Raw genomic sequence first — 16,079 nt, 5'->3', positions numbered from 1 at the left:
ATCCGGGGCACGGCCCCACGGCGGGTCGCCACGCCGTCAACGCCCCGTCGGCTTCGCGACGCACGGTCGGCCTCAACGCACGGTCGGCCCTCAACGCACGGTAGACACCGACCGTTGGTCGGTGCGCTGTCCGGGTCGGTCCGCCGTCACAACGACAGCAACAATTCCTCGAACGCCCGGGCCGACACTTCGACGTGATTGTTCAGCCGGTGCCCGTCATCGACCAGCAGCAGCCGCGCCGAGCGGGCCTGGGCCCAGGCAATCACCTGTGCGGCGGGAATCAGTTCGTCATGCCAGGCATGCACCACGCTGGTGGGCACCGGGGCCGCGTCCAGGGCCGGCATCGGGCCCATGGTGGTGGGCGGCACCATCAGGAACAGGCCCCGGGTGGGAACCTGCAGCGAGGCGATCGCCGAGATGTAGGCGCCCAGGCTGGAGCCGGCCAGTACCACCGGTCCGCGCTGCGCGGCGCCGGCGGCCAGCTCTAGCAGCCGCTGCAGGCGCGCACGCACGTCGCCCACGCTGCTTACCGCGCGCATCGCGTCGAGGTCGGTGTAGTCGGGGCGTTCATGGGTCCAGCCCAGGCGCTGGGCGACCTCGGCCAGCGCGGTCACCTTGGTGGCGTCCGGGCCGCTTTCAAAGCCGTGGGAAAGGATGCAGTGGCCGCGGCTCATGCACGCACCGGGCAGGAATCGATTTGAGCGTTCATGGCGGAATGCTAGCATCGCGCCATGCCCGGCCGCGCCCCGCCACCGATCGATCCGCAGCCCCTGCCCTACCAGGACAGCCTGCAGGCGCGTGTGCCGGCGCAGGTCGACCTGGTGGTGATCCACTGCACCGAACTGCCCGACCTGGCGATGGCGCGCGCATACGGCGAGCGCGTGCTGTACGACAGCGGCAGCGGCAACAGCGGTCACTTCTACATCGACCGTGACGGCCGCATCGTGCAGTACGTGGCGGTGGACCGGGTGGCGCACCATGTCAGCGGCTACAACCCGCGCTCGATCGGTATCGAGCTGGTCAACCGCGGGCGCTACCCGCACTGGCTGGATTCGCGCCACCAGGCCATGGACGAGCCCTACGCCGATGCCCAGATCGCCGCGCTGATCGACCTGCTGCAGCACCTGTGCCAGACCCTGCCAGCACTGCAGTACATCGCCGGGCACGAGTGGCTGGACACGCGCGAGGAAGTGGCCAGCGACGATCCGGAACGGCGGGTGCCGCGCAAACGCGACCCGGGTCCATTGTTCCCGTGGCCACGCGTGTTGGCGGCGGTGGCGCTGCAGGAAATGCGGGGGTGAATCGGGTTGCCGGGCAGAGCCCGGCACTACGGGTTTGGTTGCGGGGCAGAGCCCGGCACTACGGGTGCGGGCATCAGCCGGTGGCGACCGGGCGCGTGGGGTCGCTGACCCACCCGCTCCACGAATCGGCATAGACCTTTGCGCCGTGCAGGCCGGCCACTTCCATGGCCAGCAGCAGGTGGCAGGCGGTGACGCCCGAGCCGCACATCAGCACGACCTGTTCGGGGGCATGGGTGCCGATCAACGGCTGCAATGCGGCGCGCAGATCGGGGGCCGGGCGCAGGCGGCCGTCTGCCACGTTCAGCGCGAACGGGCGGTTGACCGCGCCGGGTACGTGGCCGGCCACCGCGTCGAGTGGCTCCACGTCGCCGCGGAAGCGCTCGCCCGCGCGCGCATCCAGCAGCCACCCCGGTGCGTGCTTGAGGCGCGCGGCGACTTCGTCGACCGTCGCGATCCGGCCGCGATCGAAACGGCCTGGATAGGGAGGCAGCGGCTCCACCACCGGTTGGTCGGTGGTCAACGCCAGGCCAGCGGCCTGCCAGGCGGCCACGCCGCCGTCGAGCACCGCCACCCGGGCATGGCCGATCAGGCGCAGCAGCCACCACAGGCGCGCCGCGGCCATGCTGCCGTCCGCAGCGTCGTAGACCACCACCTGGGTATCGGGCGCGATGCCCCACCTGCCGAGCGTGGCGGCGAACGTGTCACTGTCGGGCAGCGGATGGCGGCCCTGGCCGGTCTTGCCCAGGTCGGCCAGGTCACGGTTGAGATCGGCGTGCAGCGCGCCCGGAATATGCCCCTGCGCGTATGCCTGGGCACCGGATTGCGGATCGGTCAGCGCGAACCGCGCGTCCATCACGCGTACCGCAGTGCTGGCCGTGGCGCGCGCATCCAGCACGCGGGTGCCGGCCTGGCCCAGGGTCGCGGCCAGATCGGCGGCATCCACCAGCGTGGTCCAGGTGGGAGTGGCGGTGTTCATTCGGTCTGCTCCAGGCGGCGACGCAGGTTGTAGAGAATGGCGGCGGTGGCGCCCCAGATGCGCTGGCCGGGCCAGCCGTACTCCAGCACGTGGCGGACACGGCCGCGGTGCTCGATGTCCACGTGGCGCAGGTTGTCCGGATCCATCAGGTAGGCCAGCGGCACTTCAAACACTTCGGCCACTTCGTCCGGCTGCGGCACCGCCACGAACGCCGGGTCGATCACCGCCACCACCGGCATCACCCGGTAGCCGGTGATGGTCACGAACGGGTCGAGATAGCCAAGCACCTGGACCTGCTCGGGCGGCAGTGCGATTTCTTCCTGGCTTTCACGCAGCGCGGCGGCCACCGCATCGCGATCGTCCGGCTCGGTACGTCCACCGGGAAAGCCCACCTGCCCGCCGTGCTGGCGCAGCGTTTCGGTGCGCCGGGTCAGAATCACCTGGGCCCCTTCTGCGCGCGGCACGATGCCGGCCAGCACTGCCGCTTCCACCGGCGGGCCGGGCGGCAGCAGATCAATCAGTTCGCTGCGGTTCCAGCCATCGCCGGTCGGCGGCTGGTCGAGCGGGTGCAGGGCGCGCAACAGGCGCTCGTGTTCGGCCAGCGAGCCGCGCAGCGATTGCCGCAACTGCTCGCGCAGCGGCAGCGTGTGCTGCATGACGTGGTTCTGTTGGTGTCGAGTCATCGTGGACCAGCGGGTGATTTCATCCACGCTGCGCAGGCAGCCCGTGCAAAGGCCGGCGCGATCCAGCGCGCAGATGCCGATGCAGGGCGTAGGTATTGCATGCGTGGGGTCTGCCAGGGAATTCACCGGGCAACATTAGCGCGAATACACGGGATTTGCGCGGTTTCCAGGCGCCTTCGGGCCGCGTCTGCAGTACATCCAGGCGCGCGTGACGCCGCACGGCCGGGCACAAAAAAACGCGCCGGTGATTCACCGGCGCGTTCGGGGTGCAACGACAGATTACTTGACGCTGACCAGCTTGATCTCGAACTGCACAGCCACGTTCGGCGGGAACGGGGTGCGCGGGTCGGCACCGTAGGCCTGTTCCGGCGGCAGGGTGACTTCCCACTTCGAGCCAGCCGGCATCTGCACGAGCACTTCGCGCATGGCCTTCATTTCGACTTCGCTGACCTTGATCGACGGAATCTGCTGCGCCGGACGCGCTTCAGCCGGACGGGTGCCGTACGGGTACGGACCGGCAACTTCCAGCTGCACGACGCTGGCCTGGGTCGGCTTGGCGCCCTTGCCGGCTTCAACCACGCGGTACTGCACGCCGCTCGGCAGCGCCTGCACGCCGGCCTTGGCCTTGTTGGCGGCCAGGAACTGGGTGCTCTTGGTCTTGTTGTCGGCCGCGGCCTTGTCGTATTCGGCCTTGGCGGCCTGGGCACGACCCTGCTCGCGCTTCTGGAAGGCTTCGACGGCCGGCTTCAACTGCTCCGCCGTGATCGACGGCTGCTTCTTGGCGTAGGCATCCTGCAGGCCCTTGACCACCGAGTTGATGTCCAGCTGCTCGCCGCGTGCGGTGAGTTCAGCGAGGTTGTTACCGTAGTCGTAACCGAAGTAATAGCTCAGCTTGCCCTTTTCGGACGAGGTGTCCTGGGCGAAGGCATTGCCCGTCAGGGCCAGGGCCGCGACGGCGACCGCGATAGAACGCAACTTCATCAAACGTTTCTCCAGGGGTGGTAACTCAGGACGCATTGGGCCGCCCTGAGGCGACGGGTTAGGATAGCCGCCGCAACGTTGAACCGCCACTAACGACGCAGGCTCTGACCTGACTTCGTTTCAAGAGTTCAACATCACTTTTTTTTAACGTTTTCAGGAGTCCTGCCGTGGCCGACGCCCCCATCGCCCCCGCCCCTATCGACGTTGCCGATGACGGTGCCATCCGCACCGTGACCGTGAACCGGCCGGACAAGCTCAATGCCCTCAACCGCGCCACGCTGGAGGCCCTGGATGCGGCGTTTGCCGCGGCCGCTGCCGATCCGGCGGTCCGCGTGGTGGTGCTGACCGGCGCCGGTCCCAAGGCCTTCGTGGCCGGCGCGGATATCGCGGAAATGAACGGATTGAGCCCGGTTCAGGGACGGGACTTCTCGCTGCTGGGCCAGCAATTGATGCGCCGCATCGAGCGGATGCCCAAGCCGGTCCTGGCCCGGATCAACGGATTTGCGCTGGGCGGCGGCCTGGAACTGGCCATGGCCTGCCACCTGCGCATCGCCGCGGACACCGCCAAGGTCGGGCAGCCCGAGATCAACCTGGGGCTGATTCCCGGCTTCGGCGGCAGCCAGCGCCTGCTGCGCCTGTGCGGCCGCGCCGCTGCGTTGGAGCTCTGCCTGCTAGGCACGCCGATCGCCGCCGCGCGCGCCCTGCACTTGGGCATCGTCAATGAAGTGGTGGCTACCGATGCGCTCGACGCGCGCGTGGCCGAGCTTGCGTTGCAGCTGGCCAAGGCCGCGCCGCTGGCGTTGCGCGGCATCCTCGATGCGATCCACGTGGGCGGCGAATGCGCGCTGGGCGAAGGCCTGGAGTACGAAAGCGCGCAGTTCGGGCTGATGTTCGCCACCGAGGACATGCGCGAGGGCACCGCCGCCTTCCTTGCCCGGCGTCCGCCGGTGTTCCAGAACCGCTGAGCCATGCACGCCGCACCTGCCCTGCCCGCCCGCCTGCTGTTGCTGGTGCTCGATGACGACCTGGACGCTGCGCTGGCGGCGGGCCTGATGGACTACGTGCCCTCACCGGGCGACGCCGCACTGCTGCCGGGCCACCCGGATCTTGCCGCGCGCCTGCTGCAGGCCCAGCAGCAGCTGTACCGTGCCTGGGCCGCGCGTGCGCGCTACCAGCAGCGCACGCAGCGGCTGGCCCGCCGCGCCGCCGAACGCGAGGCGCGCCGCGCACCGCCGGCCCCCACACCCGAACTGAAACCGGCCCTGCCGCCCGCCGCCGCCGCGATCCTGGCGCGCGCGAAGGCCAAGGCTGCCGGCAAGACTTCCTGATGAGCACGATGAAGAGCACCCCGGCGGCCAAACCTGCGCCGCGCAGCGCGCGCATGCCCAAGGCCGACGTGATCGAAATGTTCACGCGCCTGCGCGAACTCAACCCGCACCCGAAGACCGAACTGGAGTACAGCTCGCCGTTCGAACTGCTGGTGGCCGTGGCGCTGTCTGCACAGGCCACCGACGTGGGCGTCAACAAGGCCACCCGCAAGCTGTTTCCGGTGGCCAACACGCCGCAGGCGATGCTCGCGCTGGGCGAAGACGGCCTGAAGAAATACATCGCCACCATCGGCCTGTTCAACGCCAAGGCCAAGAACGTGATCGCCGCCTGCGCGATGCTGATCGACCAGCACGGCGGCGAGGTCCCGCGCGACCGTGCCGCGCTGGAGGCGCTGCCGGGGGTGGGCCGCAAAACCGCCAACGTGGTGCTCAACACGGCGTTCGGCGAGCCGGTGATGGCGGTGGACACCCACATTTTCCGCGTATCCAACCGCACCGGGCTGGCCCCGGGCAAGGACGTGCGCGCGGTGGAAGACCTGCTGGTGAAGGTGATCCCGGCCGAGTTCCTGCTCGATGCGCACCACTGGCTGATCCTGCACGGCCGCTATGTGTGCAAGGCGCGCAAGCCGGACTGCCCGCAATGCGTCATCCGCGACCTGTGCCGGTTCAAGCAGAAAACCGCCGCCTGAGGCGGTGTCGCGACTGCCATCTGCACGCAACCCGGCGGTCATCTGCGTCGGGCATCAATGGCAACCCCTGACGGCGCCTGACCCGGGCCGGCCGTCGGTTTGTCTGAAACTGTCATATTTACGCAATCTTCACTAATTAGCCTGCGCAGCATCTTCCCACCTGCCTGCAAGGCTCCTCTCCATGAAACTGCATCGCCAACTCCTGACCGCGGCTGTTGCGGCTGCGCTGTTCGTCCCGGCTGCCCACGCCGAAGTGGCCATCGATGTGATCGGCGGTTCGGAGATCACCTTCGAAGGCCTGGTCCAGGCCGACGGCAACTGGTTCGACAACGACCTGACCGACCTCAACGGCGGTGATGCCGGCAACGGCAAGGACAGCGAGTTCGAACTGCGCCGCGCCGAACTGGTGCTCAAGGGCAAGGGCCCGGGCAACATCGAATGGGTGGTCGGCTACGACGCCAAGGCCGACAAGTTCCTGGACACCAACCTGAAGTACAAGCTGGCCGGCAACGCCAACCACTTCGTGCAGTTCGGCCAGTTCAAGCAGCCCAACAGCCTGGAAGAACTGTCCAGCACCAAGAACAACGACTTCATTTCCAAGGCGGCCGTCACCAATACTTACGCGGTGGCCCGTCGCCTCGGTGGCGCCTACAGCATCGGTGACAACAACTGGTCGGTGACCGCCAGCGCCTTCGGCCGCGAGCTGACCCGCAACCTGGCCCACGGCAGCGGCTACGGCGCGCGTGGTACCTGGGCGCCGATCAACGACAAGGGCCAGGTGCTCCACTTCGGCCTGAGCTATGTGGACTACGACACCGACGCAGACACCCTGCGCGTGCGTGCCCGTCCCAACGCCGACCTGGCCACCGCGCGCCTGGTCGACAGCGGCAACCTGGTGGACACCGACCGCGTGAGCACGATCGGCGCCGAAGCGATGTACATCGGCGGCCCGTTCAAGGCCCAGGCCGAGTACTACACCAGCAAGGCCAAGCGCTATACCCGCGACAACTACACCAGCGACGGCTTCTACGTCAGCGGCCTGTGGAACATCACCGGCGAGACCTGGGGCTACAAGGGCGGCACGCCGACCACCGGCCTGCCGGATGAGCCGGGCCGCGGCATGTGGCAGCTGGGCGCGCGCTACGACCACATGGATCTGAACGACGGCAACGTCAACGCCAACCCGGTGGCCGGCCGTCCGCCGATCGTCGATGGCGTGCTCGGCGGCAAGATGGATATCTGGACCGTGGGCGTGAACTACTACTGGCGCTCCAACACCAAGTTCGCGCTGAACTACGTGATGGTGGACAGCAAGAAGTACAACTCGACCGCGCGTGCGTTCGTCAACGACGACCCGAACATCCTCGAAGCACGCCTGCAGTTCTTCTGGTAAGCGTGGCGGTAAACGTGTGACAGAAAGGGCGCAGCTTGGGCTGCGCCCTTTTTTGGTTCTTCTCCCATCTGAGGGAAGCGTCTTGTTCCAATGGCCGTCGCAGAGTGGCACGACGCGACGCGGGTGGCCGGGTGTGCAGGCGCCGATTGGATCGGCTTGCCTTCCGATCGGGCCGGTCGCGAGCGTCAGGGCCCCGTAGCAGCCGGTAGGCCCCTGGTGCAAATGTCCCCCGGCCGCTGGGCCACCTCCTCCTTTATTTTGCCCAGGAGCCTACCGGCTGCTACGGGGCTCGGCTTGCGGTGCGCAGGTGGACGCCACGCTTTTTGGAAGGCTGTCGGTGGTTCGGGCGCTGGGCCCCCATGCATGCCCTTGGAGGCGAAATAAAGGAGGAGGTGGCGGCCGCAGGCCGACGCCGGAGGACATTCGCCGGAAAGGGCATGGGGGCCCAGCGCCCGAACCACCGACGGCCGCGTCTGGACAGCGCCAAGGCACGTTTCTGCCTGCCCCTCAGATGGGCGAAGAACCTTTTTTTGCGTGGGCGCCCGTGCGTTGGTTGCGTAGCCACCCGTGGGGTGGCTCTACCCGGTTGCGTCGCGTTGTCACGCAATGACGGGGCGCCCGCGCGCGTATGCTGGGCGCCCCCTGGCCCGTGGATGTTCCGATGCGTATCGCCCTGTCGTTGTTGCTGGCTGCCCTGTGCGGCACCGCCCTGCCCGCCCGCGCGCAGGACTGCCACGATGCGCAGGCGGCCGCGCAACAGGCGTACCTGGAGCGGGCAGGCAATGTGCTGCCGGACCGCGCCGGCTACACCCGGGACACCACGGGCAGCGTCTGCCGGCGCTGGCCGGCCCGCCCCGGGCTGACCCTGCTGGCCACGCCGGTCTGGCGCGATGGCGGCGACCACGACTCCCGCGATGGCGACGTAGAGGTGATGGTGATCGACTCCGACACCCTGGCACCGCGCGCCTGGACGGTGCTGGCGGGCGCGCTGGACAGCGACGCGGTGTTCTTCGACGGCATGCGCCTGGATACCGCGCGCTACCAGCTGGCCGCCGACACGCTGGCATTCGGGCTGCGCCTGCAGCGACGCAATGGCTCCGGCCCCAACCCGTTCAGCGAGGAACAGCTGCGGCTGCTGGCGATGCAGGGCACGGGCCTGCGCGAACTCAACCTGCCGCTGGTGACGCGTCGCTACCAGGCCGAATGGGACACGCGCTGCGCAGGCGAGTCCACCGATGTGACACGCACGCTCTCGGTGGGCCGGCAACCGCAGCACGGCCTGGCCGAGCTGATCGTCAGCGAGCGCCGGGTGACCAGCCGCAGTTGGATGGACGGCGAGACGTGCCGCGACCAGGACACGCCGGTGGACAACGAACGCCACGTGCTGCGCCATGACGGGCGCCACTACGCGGTTCCGGAGGCGTTGCGCCCGTTGTGACGGGCACCTCATGACGCATGTCACGGTGCGGTCATATGACAGACGCTGCGCTGTCATCGAACCGTTATGGAATGAGCACCGGGCGGGACACCCCGCACCGTCATCCATCCCAGGAGCCACCCCGTGATCCACGCCTTCAAGTCGCGCGCCGCCGTTGCCGTCCTCGCCGCGTCGTCCGTGTTCGCCGCCAATGCCGCCGATGTGACCGGCGCGGGCGCCTCGTTCATCTACCCGGTCATGTCCAAGTGGTCGGCCGACTACAACACCGCGACCGGCAAGAAGGTCAATTACCAGTCGATCGGTTCCGGTGGCGGTATCGCCCAGATCAAGGCGGCCACGGTGGACTTCGGTTCGTCCGATGCGCCGCTGAAGCCGGAAGAGCTGGCTGCGGCCGGTCTGGCCCAGTTCCCGTCGGTGATCGGCGGCGTGGTGCCGGTGATCAACGTGGCCGGTATCGCACCGGGCGCACTGAAGCTCGACGGCCCGACGCTGGCCAACATTTTCCTGGGCAAGATCAAGACCTGGAACGACCCGGCGATTGCGGCACTGAACCCGGGCGTGAAGCTGTCCGACGGCAAGATCACGGTTGTGCACCGTTCGGATGGTTCGGGCACGACGTTCAACTTCGTCAACTACCTGTCCAAGGTGAACCCGGAGTGGAAGAGCAAGGTCGGCGAAGGCACCTCGGTACAGTGGCCGGTGGGCATCGGCGGCAAGGGCAATGAAGGCGTTGCTGCGTACGTGAAGCAGATCAAGGGCGGCATCGGCTACGTGGAGCTGTCCTACGCGCTGCAGAACAAGATGTCGTACGCGGCGATGAAGAACGCGTCGGGCAAGGTGGTGCTGCCGAGCGATACGTCGTTCGCGGCGGCCGCCGCCAGCGCTGACTGGGCGAGTTCGAAGGACTTCTATCTGGTGATGACGAACGCGCCGGGCGCGGACGCCTGGCCGATCACGGCGACGAACTTCATTCTGGTGCGCAAGCAGCCGAAGAACGTGGCCAACGCGAAGGCGACCCAGGAGTTCTTCCGCTGGATCTACAAGAGCGGTGATGCGCAGGCCAAGCAGCTGGACTATGTGCCGCTGCCGGACACGCTGGTGAAGCAGATCGAGACCTACTGGTCGCAGAACCTGAAGTACTGATCGGCAACAACGAGGCAATGGCGGCGGCAGGTCCTCTCTCCCCCTGCCGCCGCCGGGCGCGGATCGAAAGATCCGCGCCTTTTCTTTTTTGTGGGGTTTGTTTTTTTTAGAAGCTTAAAAGCCCAGAGCTGGAGCTGGAGCTGGAGCTGGAGCCGGAGCCGGAGCCGGAGCCGGAGCCGGAGCCCAGAGCCGGAGCTATTGCCAGAGCTTGGCGTCGTGACGGGTCGGTTCTGCTGGCTGGGCTGGTGGGGGTGGGCAGCCAGGGCACGCTGCAAGTCCCGCTCCGCGGCCCGGCCCAGCCGCCGGCGGCTGTGCGTTCGGACGCATGCGAGGCAGTGCCTCGCAAGCAATGCGCCCTCACCCTTGTAAGCTCCGCCATCGCATCCATGCGATGGAGGGCCCCGGCCACCCACCCCCACCAGCCCCCGACAGTTTCCTGGCCGGTCAGCGAAAGCGCCTGCGCAATGAAGCGGGAGTGCGGTTGGATCTGAGTTGCCCTGGCCTGGCGTCTGGGATCTGGATGCCGGGATGGATGTCTGAGGGTGAAGATGAGGGTCTTGCCTTTGGCTTATCCACGGCCTCCGGCCAACTTTCAGGGGCGGGGAGGTGTGGGTTCGCGGGACCGTGTACGGCATGGATGCCGTACACGAGCCCCCATGGATGGGTTCACGGCGTGTCCCGCGAACCCGCACCTCCCCGCCCAGCCCGGGCGCAGGTTGCCCGCGCGGCTTCATGCTTTCCCCTGGAGAAATCGACCAGAACCCAAGCCCCACAAGGCCTCCACGTGCACCCGGTCACACCGTCATACGGCTGTAACAAAAACATCATTTCATAGCAGCGTCGCCGGAGAGACCGGCCCCTATCCCGCTACGGAGTGACCGATGAAACTGCACACGGCTGGCTTGACCGCCCTTTCCCTGGCCATCGCGCTGGGTCTTTCCGCCTGCAAGCCGGGCGCCGAAGGCCAGGCTGCCGCGCCGGCTACCGACGCTCCCGCGGCTGCGCCCGCTGCCGGTGATCGCCTGACCGCTGAAATTTCCGGCGCCGGCGCGTCCTTCATCTTCCCGCTGGTGTCCAAGTGGTCGGCTGACTACAACACCGCCACCGGCGCCAAGATCAACTACCAGTCCATCGGCTCCGGCGGCGGCATCGCGCAGATCAAGGCCGGCACCGTCGACTTCGGTTCTTCCGACAAGCCGCTGAGCAGCGAAGAACTGGCCCAGGCCGGTCTTGGCCAGTTCCCGTCGGCGATCGGCGGCGTGGTGCCGGTGGTCAACATCGACGGCCTGGAAGCAGGCAAGCTGCGCCTCAACGGCGCGCTGCTGGCCGATATCTTCCTGGGCAAAGTCAAGACCTGGAACGACCCGGCCATCGTGGCCGCCAACCCGGGCGTCAAGCTGCCCGACGGCAAGATCACCCTGGTCCACCGCTCCGACGGCTCGGGCACCACCTTCAACTTCTCCAACTACCTGTCCAAGGTCAGCCCGGACTGGAAGAGCAAGGTCGGCGAAGGCACCTCCGTGCAGTGGCCCGATGGCGTGGGTGGCAAGGGCAACGAAGGCGTGGCCTCGTACGTGAAGCAGATCAAGGGCTCCATCGGCTACGTCGAACTGGCCTACGCGCTGCAGAACGGCATGCCGTATGCCTCGATGCAGAATGCCGCCGGCAACTGGGTGCAGCCGAGCGCGGAAACCTTCGCCGCTGCCGCCGCCAGCGCCGACTGGGCCAGCGCCAAGGACTTCAACCTGGTCATCACCAACGCCCCGGGCGACCAGGCGTGGCCGATCACCGCCACCAATTTCATGCTGATGCACAAGCAGCCCAAGGATGCCAAGCGCAGCAAGGAAACCCTGGCGTTCTTCAAGTGGGCCTTCGAAAACGGCCAGAAGCAGGCCAACGAACTGCATTACGTGCCGCTGCCGGCCGAGCTGGTGACGCAGATCGAAGGGTACTGGGCGGCTGAATTCAAGTGATCCAGACCGGACCCGCGCGTTGCGCGGGTCCGGAGTGTGGCGCCATGACACCGTTCTGCCAGGCATGGCCTGGCACTACCCCACCTAATTTTGGGCCCCCGCCTTTCCCATGAATGCCATCGCCCAGCCTGTTCCCGCACCGTCCACCCGCGACCTGCGTGACGCCCGCAATGACAAACTGTTCCGGTGGGTCCTGATCGCCACCGTCATCCTGGTGCTGGTGGCCCTGGCCTGCGCCGCGCTCTCGATGCTGTGGGGCGGCCGCCATGCCCTGCAGGAGCAGGGCCTGAGCTTCTTCTATTCGTCCGAATGGAATCCGGTCGAAAACAAATTCGGCGCCCTCGCGCCCATCTACGGCACCCTGGTCACCGCGTTGATCGCGATGGTCATCGCCGTGCCGGTGAGCTTCGGCATCGCCTTCTTCCTCACCGAAGTGGCGCCGCGCTGGTTGCGTGGCCCGGTCGGTACCGCCATCGAACTGCTGGCCGGCATCCCCTCGATCATCTACGGCATGTGGGGCCTGTTTGTGCTGGTGCCGGTGATGACCGAGTACGTCACCCCGTTCCTCAACGACCACCTGGGCACCCTGCCGATCATCGGTCCGCTGTTCCAGGGCCCGCCGCTGGGCATCGGCGTGCTTACCGCCGGCTTCGTGCTGGCCATCATGGTCATTCCCTTCATCTCCTCGGTGATGCGCGAAGTGTTCCTCACCGTGCCGACCCGCCTGAAGGAATCGGCGTACGCGCTGGGCTCCACCAAGTGGGAAGTCAGCTGGGACATCGTGCTGCCCTACACCCGCTCGGCGGTCATCGGCGGCATCTTCCTGGGCCTGGGCCGCGCGCTCGGCGAAACCATGGCGGTGGCCTTCGTGATCGGCAACAGCGTGCGCCTGTCGCCGTCGCTGCTGGAACCGGGCACCACCATTGCCGCGCTGATCGCCAACGACTTCGGTGAAGCCACCGAAACCTATCGCTCGGCGCTGCTGCTGCTCGGCTTCGTGCTGTTCATCGTCACCTTCGTGGTGCTGGCAATCGCCCGCCTGATGCTGATGCGTCTGTCCCGCAAGGAGGGCAACTGATGTCCACCGTCGCCAAGAGCTCTTCCCAGCCGCTGTACCTGCGCCGCCGCATCGTCAATATGGTCGCGCTGCTGATGTCCTGTCTGACCGCGCTGTTCGGCCTGTTCTTCCTCGGCTGGATCCTGTGGACGCTGGCCTCCAAGGGCCTGGCGGGCATCAACCTGGACCTGTTCACCAAGATGACCCCACCGCCGATGCAGGAAGGCGGCCTGGCCAATGCGTTCTTCGGCAGCGCGGTGATGTGCGGCCTGGCCATTGCCATCGGCACGCCGCTGGGCGTGCTGGCCGGCACCTGGCTGGCCGAGTACGGCAACTTCCGCAAGGCCGGCACCGTGGTCCGTTTCGTCAACGACATCCTGCTGTCGGCACCGTCGATCGTGCTGGGCCTGTTTGTCTACACGCTGTACGTGATGCAGACCGGCGGGCAGTTCTCGGCCTTCGCCGGTGCGCTGTCGCTGGCCTTCATCGTGCTGCCGGTGGTGGTGCGCACCACCGATGAGATGCTGCGCCTGGTGCCCTCGCAGATGCGCGAAGCGGCGCTGTCGCTGGGCATCCCGCAGTGGAAGGTGACCGTGCAGGTGCTGTACCGCAGCGCCGCCGCCGGCATCGTCACCGGCATCCTGCTGGCACTGGCCCGCATCTCCGGTGAAACCGCGCCGCTGCTGTTCACCGCCTTCGGCAACCAGTACTGGAACAGCAACGTGTTCCAGCCGATGGCCTCGGTCCCGGTGGTGATGAACCAGTTCGCCGGCAGCCCGTATGAATCCTGGCAGGTGCTGGCCTGGGCCGGCGCGCTGGTGCTGACCGTGTTCGTGCTGCTGGTCAGCCTCTCTGCGCGCGGCATCCTGCTGCGCAACCGTATCTCCCATGACTGACCTTTCCGCGGATATCGCCATGAACGATCTTTCCAACGCCGTGCCGATGCAGCGCATCGTGGTCCCGGCCTCGCATGAAAACCTGCAGACCCCGGCGCCGATCAAGCTGGCCGCGCGTGGACTGGACTTCTACTACGACAAGTTCCATGCGCTGAAGAACATCGAGCTGGAGATCCCCGAAAAGCGCGTCACCGCCCTGATCGGTCCGTCCGGCTGCGGCAAGTCCACGCTGCTGCGCATCTTCAACCGCATCTACGCGCTGTACCCCAAAATGGAGGCGCGCGGTGAGGTGCTGCTGGACGGCGAGAACATCCTGGCGCCGAAGTACCCGATGAACCGCCTGCGCAGCAAGGTGGGCATGGTGTTCCAGAAGCCGGTGCCGTTCCCGATGACCATCTTCGAGAATGTGGCCTACGGCATCCGCCACCACGAGAAGCTGTCCAAGGCCGACATGGCCGTGCGCGTCGAGCAGGCGCTGCGCCAGGGTGCGCTGTGGGACGAGGTGAAGGACAAGCTCAACCAGAGCGCGCTGGGCCTGTCCGGTGGCCAGCAGCAGCGTCTGTGCATTGCCCGTGCCGTGGCGCTGCGCCCGGACGTGCTGCTGCTGGACGAGCCGACCTCGGCGCTGGACCCGATCTCCACCAGCCGCATCGAGCAGCTGGTGGAAGAGCTCAAGCACGATTACACGATCGTGATCGTGACCCACAACATGCAGCAGGCCGCGCGCGTGTCGGACTACACCGCCTTCATGTACCTGGGCGACCTGATCGAACACGACCGCACCGAAGTGATCTTCTCGCAGCCCAACAAGCAGCAGACAGAAGACTACATCACCGGCCGTTTCGGCTGATCCCGGCCACGAACCTTTGGATGACACCCGCATGAGCATTCCCAACGACCATATCGTCAAGAGTTACGACGAAGAGCAGCAGCGGCTGGTGGCCGAGATCGTGCGCATGGGCGAGATGGCGGTCGCACAGCTCGAGGCGTCGATGGACGTGATCGAAAAGCGCGACGAGAACGCCGCCCAGCGCATCATCGCCAACGACGAGGCGATTGACGGCCTGGAGCAGCAGATCAGCCACGACGTGATGCGTCTTGCACTGCGCGGACCGATGGCGCGCGACCTGCGCGAGATCCTGGCAGGCCTGCGCATTCCGGCCGATATCGAGCGCATCGGTGACTACGCCGCGAACGTGGCGAAGCGTTCGATCGCCCTGAGCAAGGTACCGCCGCTGCCGCAGATCCAGGGCCTGCGTTCGCTGGGTCGGCTGGCGGCCCAGCAGGTACGACGCGCGATCGAGGCCTACCGCGACAACGACGCGGCCGCAGCGCTGGCACTGCGCGACGACGACGCACGGCTGGACGCACAGTACACCGCGCTGTTCCGCGAGCTGCTGACCTACATGATGGAAGACCCGCGCAACATCACGCCGTGCACGCACCTGTTGTTCATGGCCAAGAACCTGGAACGCGTGGGCGACCACGCCACCAACATCGCCGAGAACGTCTGGTTCCTGGTACACGGCGAGCAGGTCCTGCCCCCCGCGAAAAGCGCGACGAAACCAGCAGCACCGATCACGTCTGAACTGCCTGATGGTAGAAAAGCAAAAGCCGTTGCCTTCGGGTGGCGGCTTTTTTTCGTTTCGGGCTTCCATGTCGCCCAAGAATGGAGCTCAACAGCTGCAGTCTTCTCGTTGACCTGAGTTGGGCGGGGGTGTGCGGGTTCGCAGGACACGCCGCAAGTACGTCCGTGTAGGCTCCGTCGCCGCATCCATGCGGCTCAGGGTCCCGCGAACCCACACACCCCCACCCTAGACAACTGGTCGGCAGCCATAGAAGAAGCAACGCACTGCAGAGCTACATCGCAAGCGCAGACATCCCCTGCTTTTTCGATGCGATCCGACTCACTGTCATAGGTGGGTACGGGTGGGTTGGCGGGACCGTTGGGCGCCATGGATGGCGCTCACGAGCCTACACGGACGTACTTGCGGCGTGTCCCGCCAACCCACCCGTACCCGCCAAGCCAGGCACGCCCGCACCACCGGCTGTGGCTGTGGCTGTGGCTGTGGCTGTTGCTCCAGCTCTGGCTTTTCGCTTCTAAAAAGAAAAACAACCACCCCCACACTTCACGAAACGTTGAATCCTGTGTGAGGATTCGTTGAGCCGGGCCGGCCCACCATGGCCACACCTGCTGACCCCACGCAGCCATCCCGGGCCC

The 16,079-nt window shown here is 66.8% G+C and carries 15 protein-coding genes and 1 pseudogene; 12 read left to right on the top strand and 4 right to left on the bottom strand.

The features are described from left to right. Positions 1–146: 146 nt before the first annotated feature. Complete coding sequence (locus ACZ0AE_RS06655) at positions 147–674, bottom strand: alpha/beta hydrolase (RefSeq protein WP_447592765.1); 528 nt, start codon at positions 672–674, stop codon at positions 147–149. Positions 675–731: 57 nt separating this feature from the next. Here ACZ0AE_RS06655 and ACZ0AE_RS06650 point away from each other — a divergent pair, with 57 nt between their 5' ends. Then, entirely contained in the window at positions 732–1,301 is a 570-nt protein-coding gene (locus tag ACZ0AE_RS06650; RefSeq protein ID WP_038689364.1) for an N-acetylmuramoyl-L-alanine amidase, read from the top strand. 73 nt (positions 1,302–1,374) lie between these two features. Here the strand turns inward: ACZ0AE_RS06650 and ACZ0AE_RS06645 are convergent, their stop codons facing one another. The 3 genes from ACZ0AE_RS06645 to ACZ0AE_RS06635 form a co-directional block, all read right to left on the bottom strand. Next, the gene (locus ACZ0AE_RS06645) at positions 1,375–2,277 is read right to left on the bottom strand and encodes a sulfurtransferase (protein WP_463600672.1); all 903 of its coding nucleotides are present in this window, start codon (positions 2,275–2,277) and stop codon (positions 1,375–1,377) included. Further along, positions 2,274–3,077 carry a CoA pyrophosphatase gene (locus ACZ0AE_RS06640; protein WP_394343854.1) on the bottom strand — a complete coding sequence of 268 codons (804 nt, stop codon included), beginning with the start codon at positions 3,075–3,077 and terminating at the stop codon, positions 2,274–2,276. The genes ACZ0AE_RS06645 and ACZ0AE_RS06640 overlap by 4 nt, the downstream gene beginning before the upstream one ends. Positions 3,078–3,239: 162 nt before the next feature. Beyond that, entirely contained in the window at positions 3,240–3,941 is a 702-nt protein-coding gene (locus ACZ0AE_RS06635) for an FKBP-type peptidyl-prolyl cis-trans isomerase N-terminal domain-containing protein (protein WP_038689367.1), read from the bottom strand. A 182-nt stretch (positions 3,942–4,123) separates the two neighbouring features. Here ACZ0AE_RS06635 and ACZ0AE_RS06630 point away from each other — a divergent pair, with 182 nt between their 5' ends. The 11 genes and pseudogenes from ACZ0AE_RS06630 to phoU all read left to right on the top strand — a co-directional run bounded on the left by ACZ0AE_RS06630 (position 4,124) and on the right by phoU (position 15,446). Then, the gene (locus tag ACZ0AE_RS06630) at positions 4,124–4,906 is read left to right on the top strand and encodes an enoyl-CoA hydratase-related protein (protein ID WP_448134830.1); all 783 of its coding nucleotides are present in this window, start codon (positions 4,124–4,126) and stop codon (positions 4,904–4,906) included. A gap of 3 nt (positions 4,907–4,909) precedes the next feature. Next, positions 4,910–5,269 carry a hypothetical protein gene (locus ACZ0AE_RS06625; RefSeq protein WP_463600671.1) on the top strand — a complete coding sequence of 120 codons (360 nt, stop codon included), beginning with the start codon at positions 4,910–4,912 and terminating at the stop codon, positions 5,267–5,269. Then, positions 5,269–5,958: an endonuclease III gene (gene nth / locus ACZ0AE_RS06620; protein WP_038689371.1), complete on the top strand. Its 690-nt coding sequence runs from the start codon at positions 5,269–5,271 to the stop codon at positions 5,956–5,958. Before ACZ0AE_RS06625 ends, nth begins: the two co-directional genes overlap by 1 nt. Positions 5,959–6,139: 181 nt before the next feature. Further along, complete coding sequence (locus tag ACZ0AE_RS06615) at positions 6,140–7,351, top strand: OprO/OprP family phosphate-selective porin (protein WP_038689373.1); 1,212 nt, start codon at positions 6,140–6,142, stop codon at positions 7,349–7,351. 661 nt (positions 7,352–8,012) lie between these two features. Beyond that, a complete protein-coding gene (locus tag ACZ0AE_RS06610) occupies positions 8,013–8,789 on the top strand; it encodes a PA3715 family protein (RefSeq protein ID WP_463600670.1) in 777 nt (258 codons plus the stop codon). 123 nt (positions 8,790–8,912) lie between these two features. Beyond that, the gene (pstS, locus tag ACZ0AE_RS06605) at positions 8,913–9,932 is read left to right on the top strand and encodes a phosphate ABC transporter substrate-binding protein PstS (protein WP_038689379.1); all 1,020 of its coding nucleotides are present in this window, start codon (positions 8,913–8,915) and stop codon (positions 9,930–9,932) included. 881 nt (positions 9,933–10,813) lie between these two features. Next, on the top strand, positions 10,814–11,905 hold the full coding sequence (gene pstS / locus ACZ0AE_RS06600) for a phosphate ABC transporter substrate-binding protein PstS (RefSeq protein ID WP_463600669.1): 1,092 nt from the start codon (positions 10,814–10,816) through the stop codon (positions 11,903–11,905). A 109-nt stretch (positions 11,906–12,014) separates the two neighbouring features. After that, positions 12,015–12,983 carry a phosphate ABC transporter permease subunit PstC gene (gene pstC / locus ACZ0AE_RS06595; protein ID WP_038689384.1) on the top strand — a complete coding sequence of 323 codons (969 nt, stop codon included), beginning with the start codon at positions 12,015–12,017 and terminating at the stop codon, positions 12,981–12,983. Next, positions 12,983–13,858 carry a phosphate ABC transporter permease PstA gene (pstA, locus tag ACZ0AE_RS06590; protein WP_463600668.1) on the top strand — a complete coding sequence of 292 codons (876 nt, stop codon included), beginning with the start codon at positions 12,983–12,985 and terminating at the stop codon, positions 13,856–13,858. The genes pstC and pstA overlap by 1 nt, the downstream gene beginning before the upstream one ends. Positions 13,859–13,877: 19 nt before the next feature. After that, positions 13,878–14,708: a phosphate ABC transporter ATP-binding protein PstB gene (gene pstB, locus ACZ0AE_RS06585; RefSeq protein WP_038689387.1), complete on the top strand. Its 831-nt coding sequence runs from the start codon at positions 13,878–13,880 to the stop codon at positions 14,706–14,708. A 31-nt stretch (positions 14,709–14,739) separates the two neighbouring features. Then, a pseudogene (gene phoU, locus ACZ0AE_RS06580) lies at positions 14,740–15,446 on the top strand (phosphate signaling complex protein PhoU). The last annotated feature ends 633 nt before the right edge of the window (positions 15,447–16,079 follow it).

It is taken from the genome of Stenotrophomonas sp. AC248, from assembly GCF_979258185.1.
Note: the sequence above shows the minus strand (reverse complement) of the source record. Positions and strands in the feature narration are given on the sequence as shown.

Bases quoted from the DNA above. Each gene is read 5' to 3' on its own strand.
- nth (WP_038689371.1), top strand. From the start codon at position 5,269: ATGAGCACGATGAAGAGCACCCCGGCGGCCAAACCTGCGCCGCGCAGC.
- ACZ0AE_RS06610 (WP_463600670.1), top strand. From the start codon at position 8,013: ATGCGTATCGCCCTGTCGTTGTTGCTGGCTGCCCTGTGCGGCACCGCC.
- ACZ0AE_RS06615 (WP_038689373.1), top strand. From the start codon at position 6,140: ATGAAACTGCATCGCCAACTCCTGACCGCGGCTGTTGCGGCTGCGCTG.
- ACZ0AE_RS06655 (WP_447592765.1), bottom strand. From the start codon at position 674: ATGAGCCGCGGCCACTGCATCCTTTCCCACGGCTTTGAAAGCGGCCCG.
- pstA (WP_463600668.1), top strand. From the start codon at position 12,983: ATGTCCACCGTCGCCAAGAGCTCTTCCCAGCCGCTGTACCTGCGCCGC.
- ACZ0AE_RS06635 (WP_038689367.1), bottom strand. From the start codon at position 3,941: ATGAAGTTGCGTTCTATCGCGGTCGCCGTCGCGGCCCTGGCCCTGACG.
- ACZ0AE_RS06650 (WP_038689364.1), top strand. From the start codon at position 732: ATGCCCGGCCGCGCCCCGCCACCGATCGATCCGCAGCCCCTGCCCTAC.
- ACZ0AE_RS06645 (WP_463600672.1), bottom strand. From the start codon at position 2,277: ATGAACACCGCCACTCCCACCTGGACCACGCTGGTGGATGCCGCCGAT.
- pstC (WP_038689384.1), top strand. From the start codon at position 12,015: ATGAATGCCATCGCCCAGCCTGTTCCCGCACCGTCCACCCGCGACCTG.
- ACZ0AE_RS06625 (WP_463600671.1), top strand. From the start codon at position 4,910: ATGCACGCCGCACCTGCCCTGCCCGCCCGCCTGCTGTTGCTGGTGCTC.
- pstB (WP_038689387.1), top strand. From the start codon at position 13,878: ATGAACGATCTTTCCAACGCCGTGCCGATGCAGCGCATCGTGGTCCCG.
- pstS (WP_463600669.1), top strand. From the start codon at position 10,814: ATGAAACTGCACACGGCTGGCTTGACCGCCCTTTCCCTGGCCATCGCG.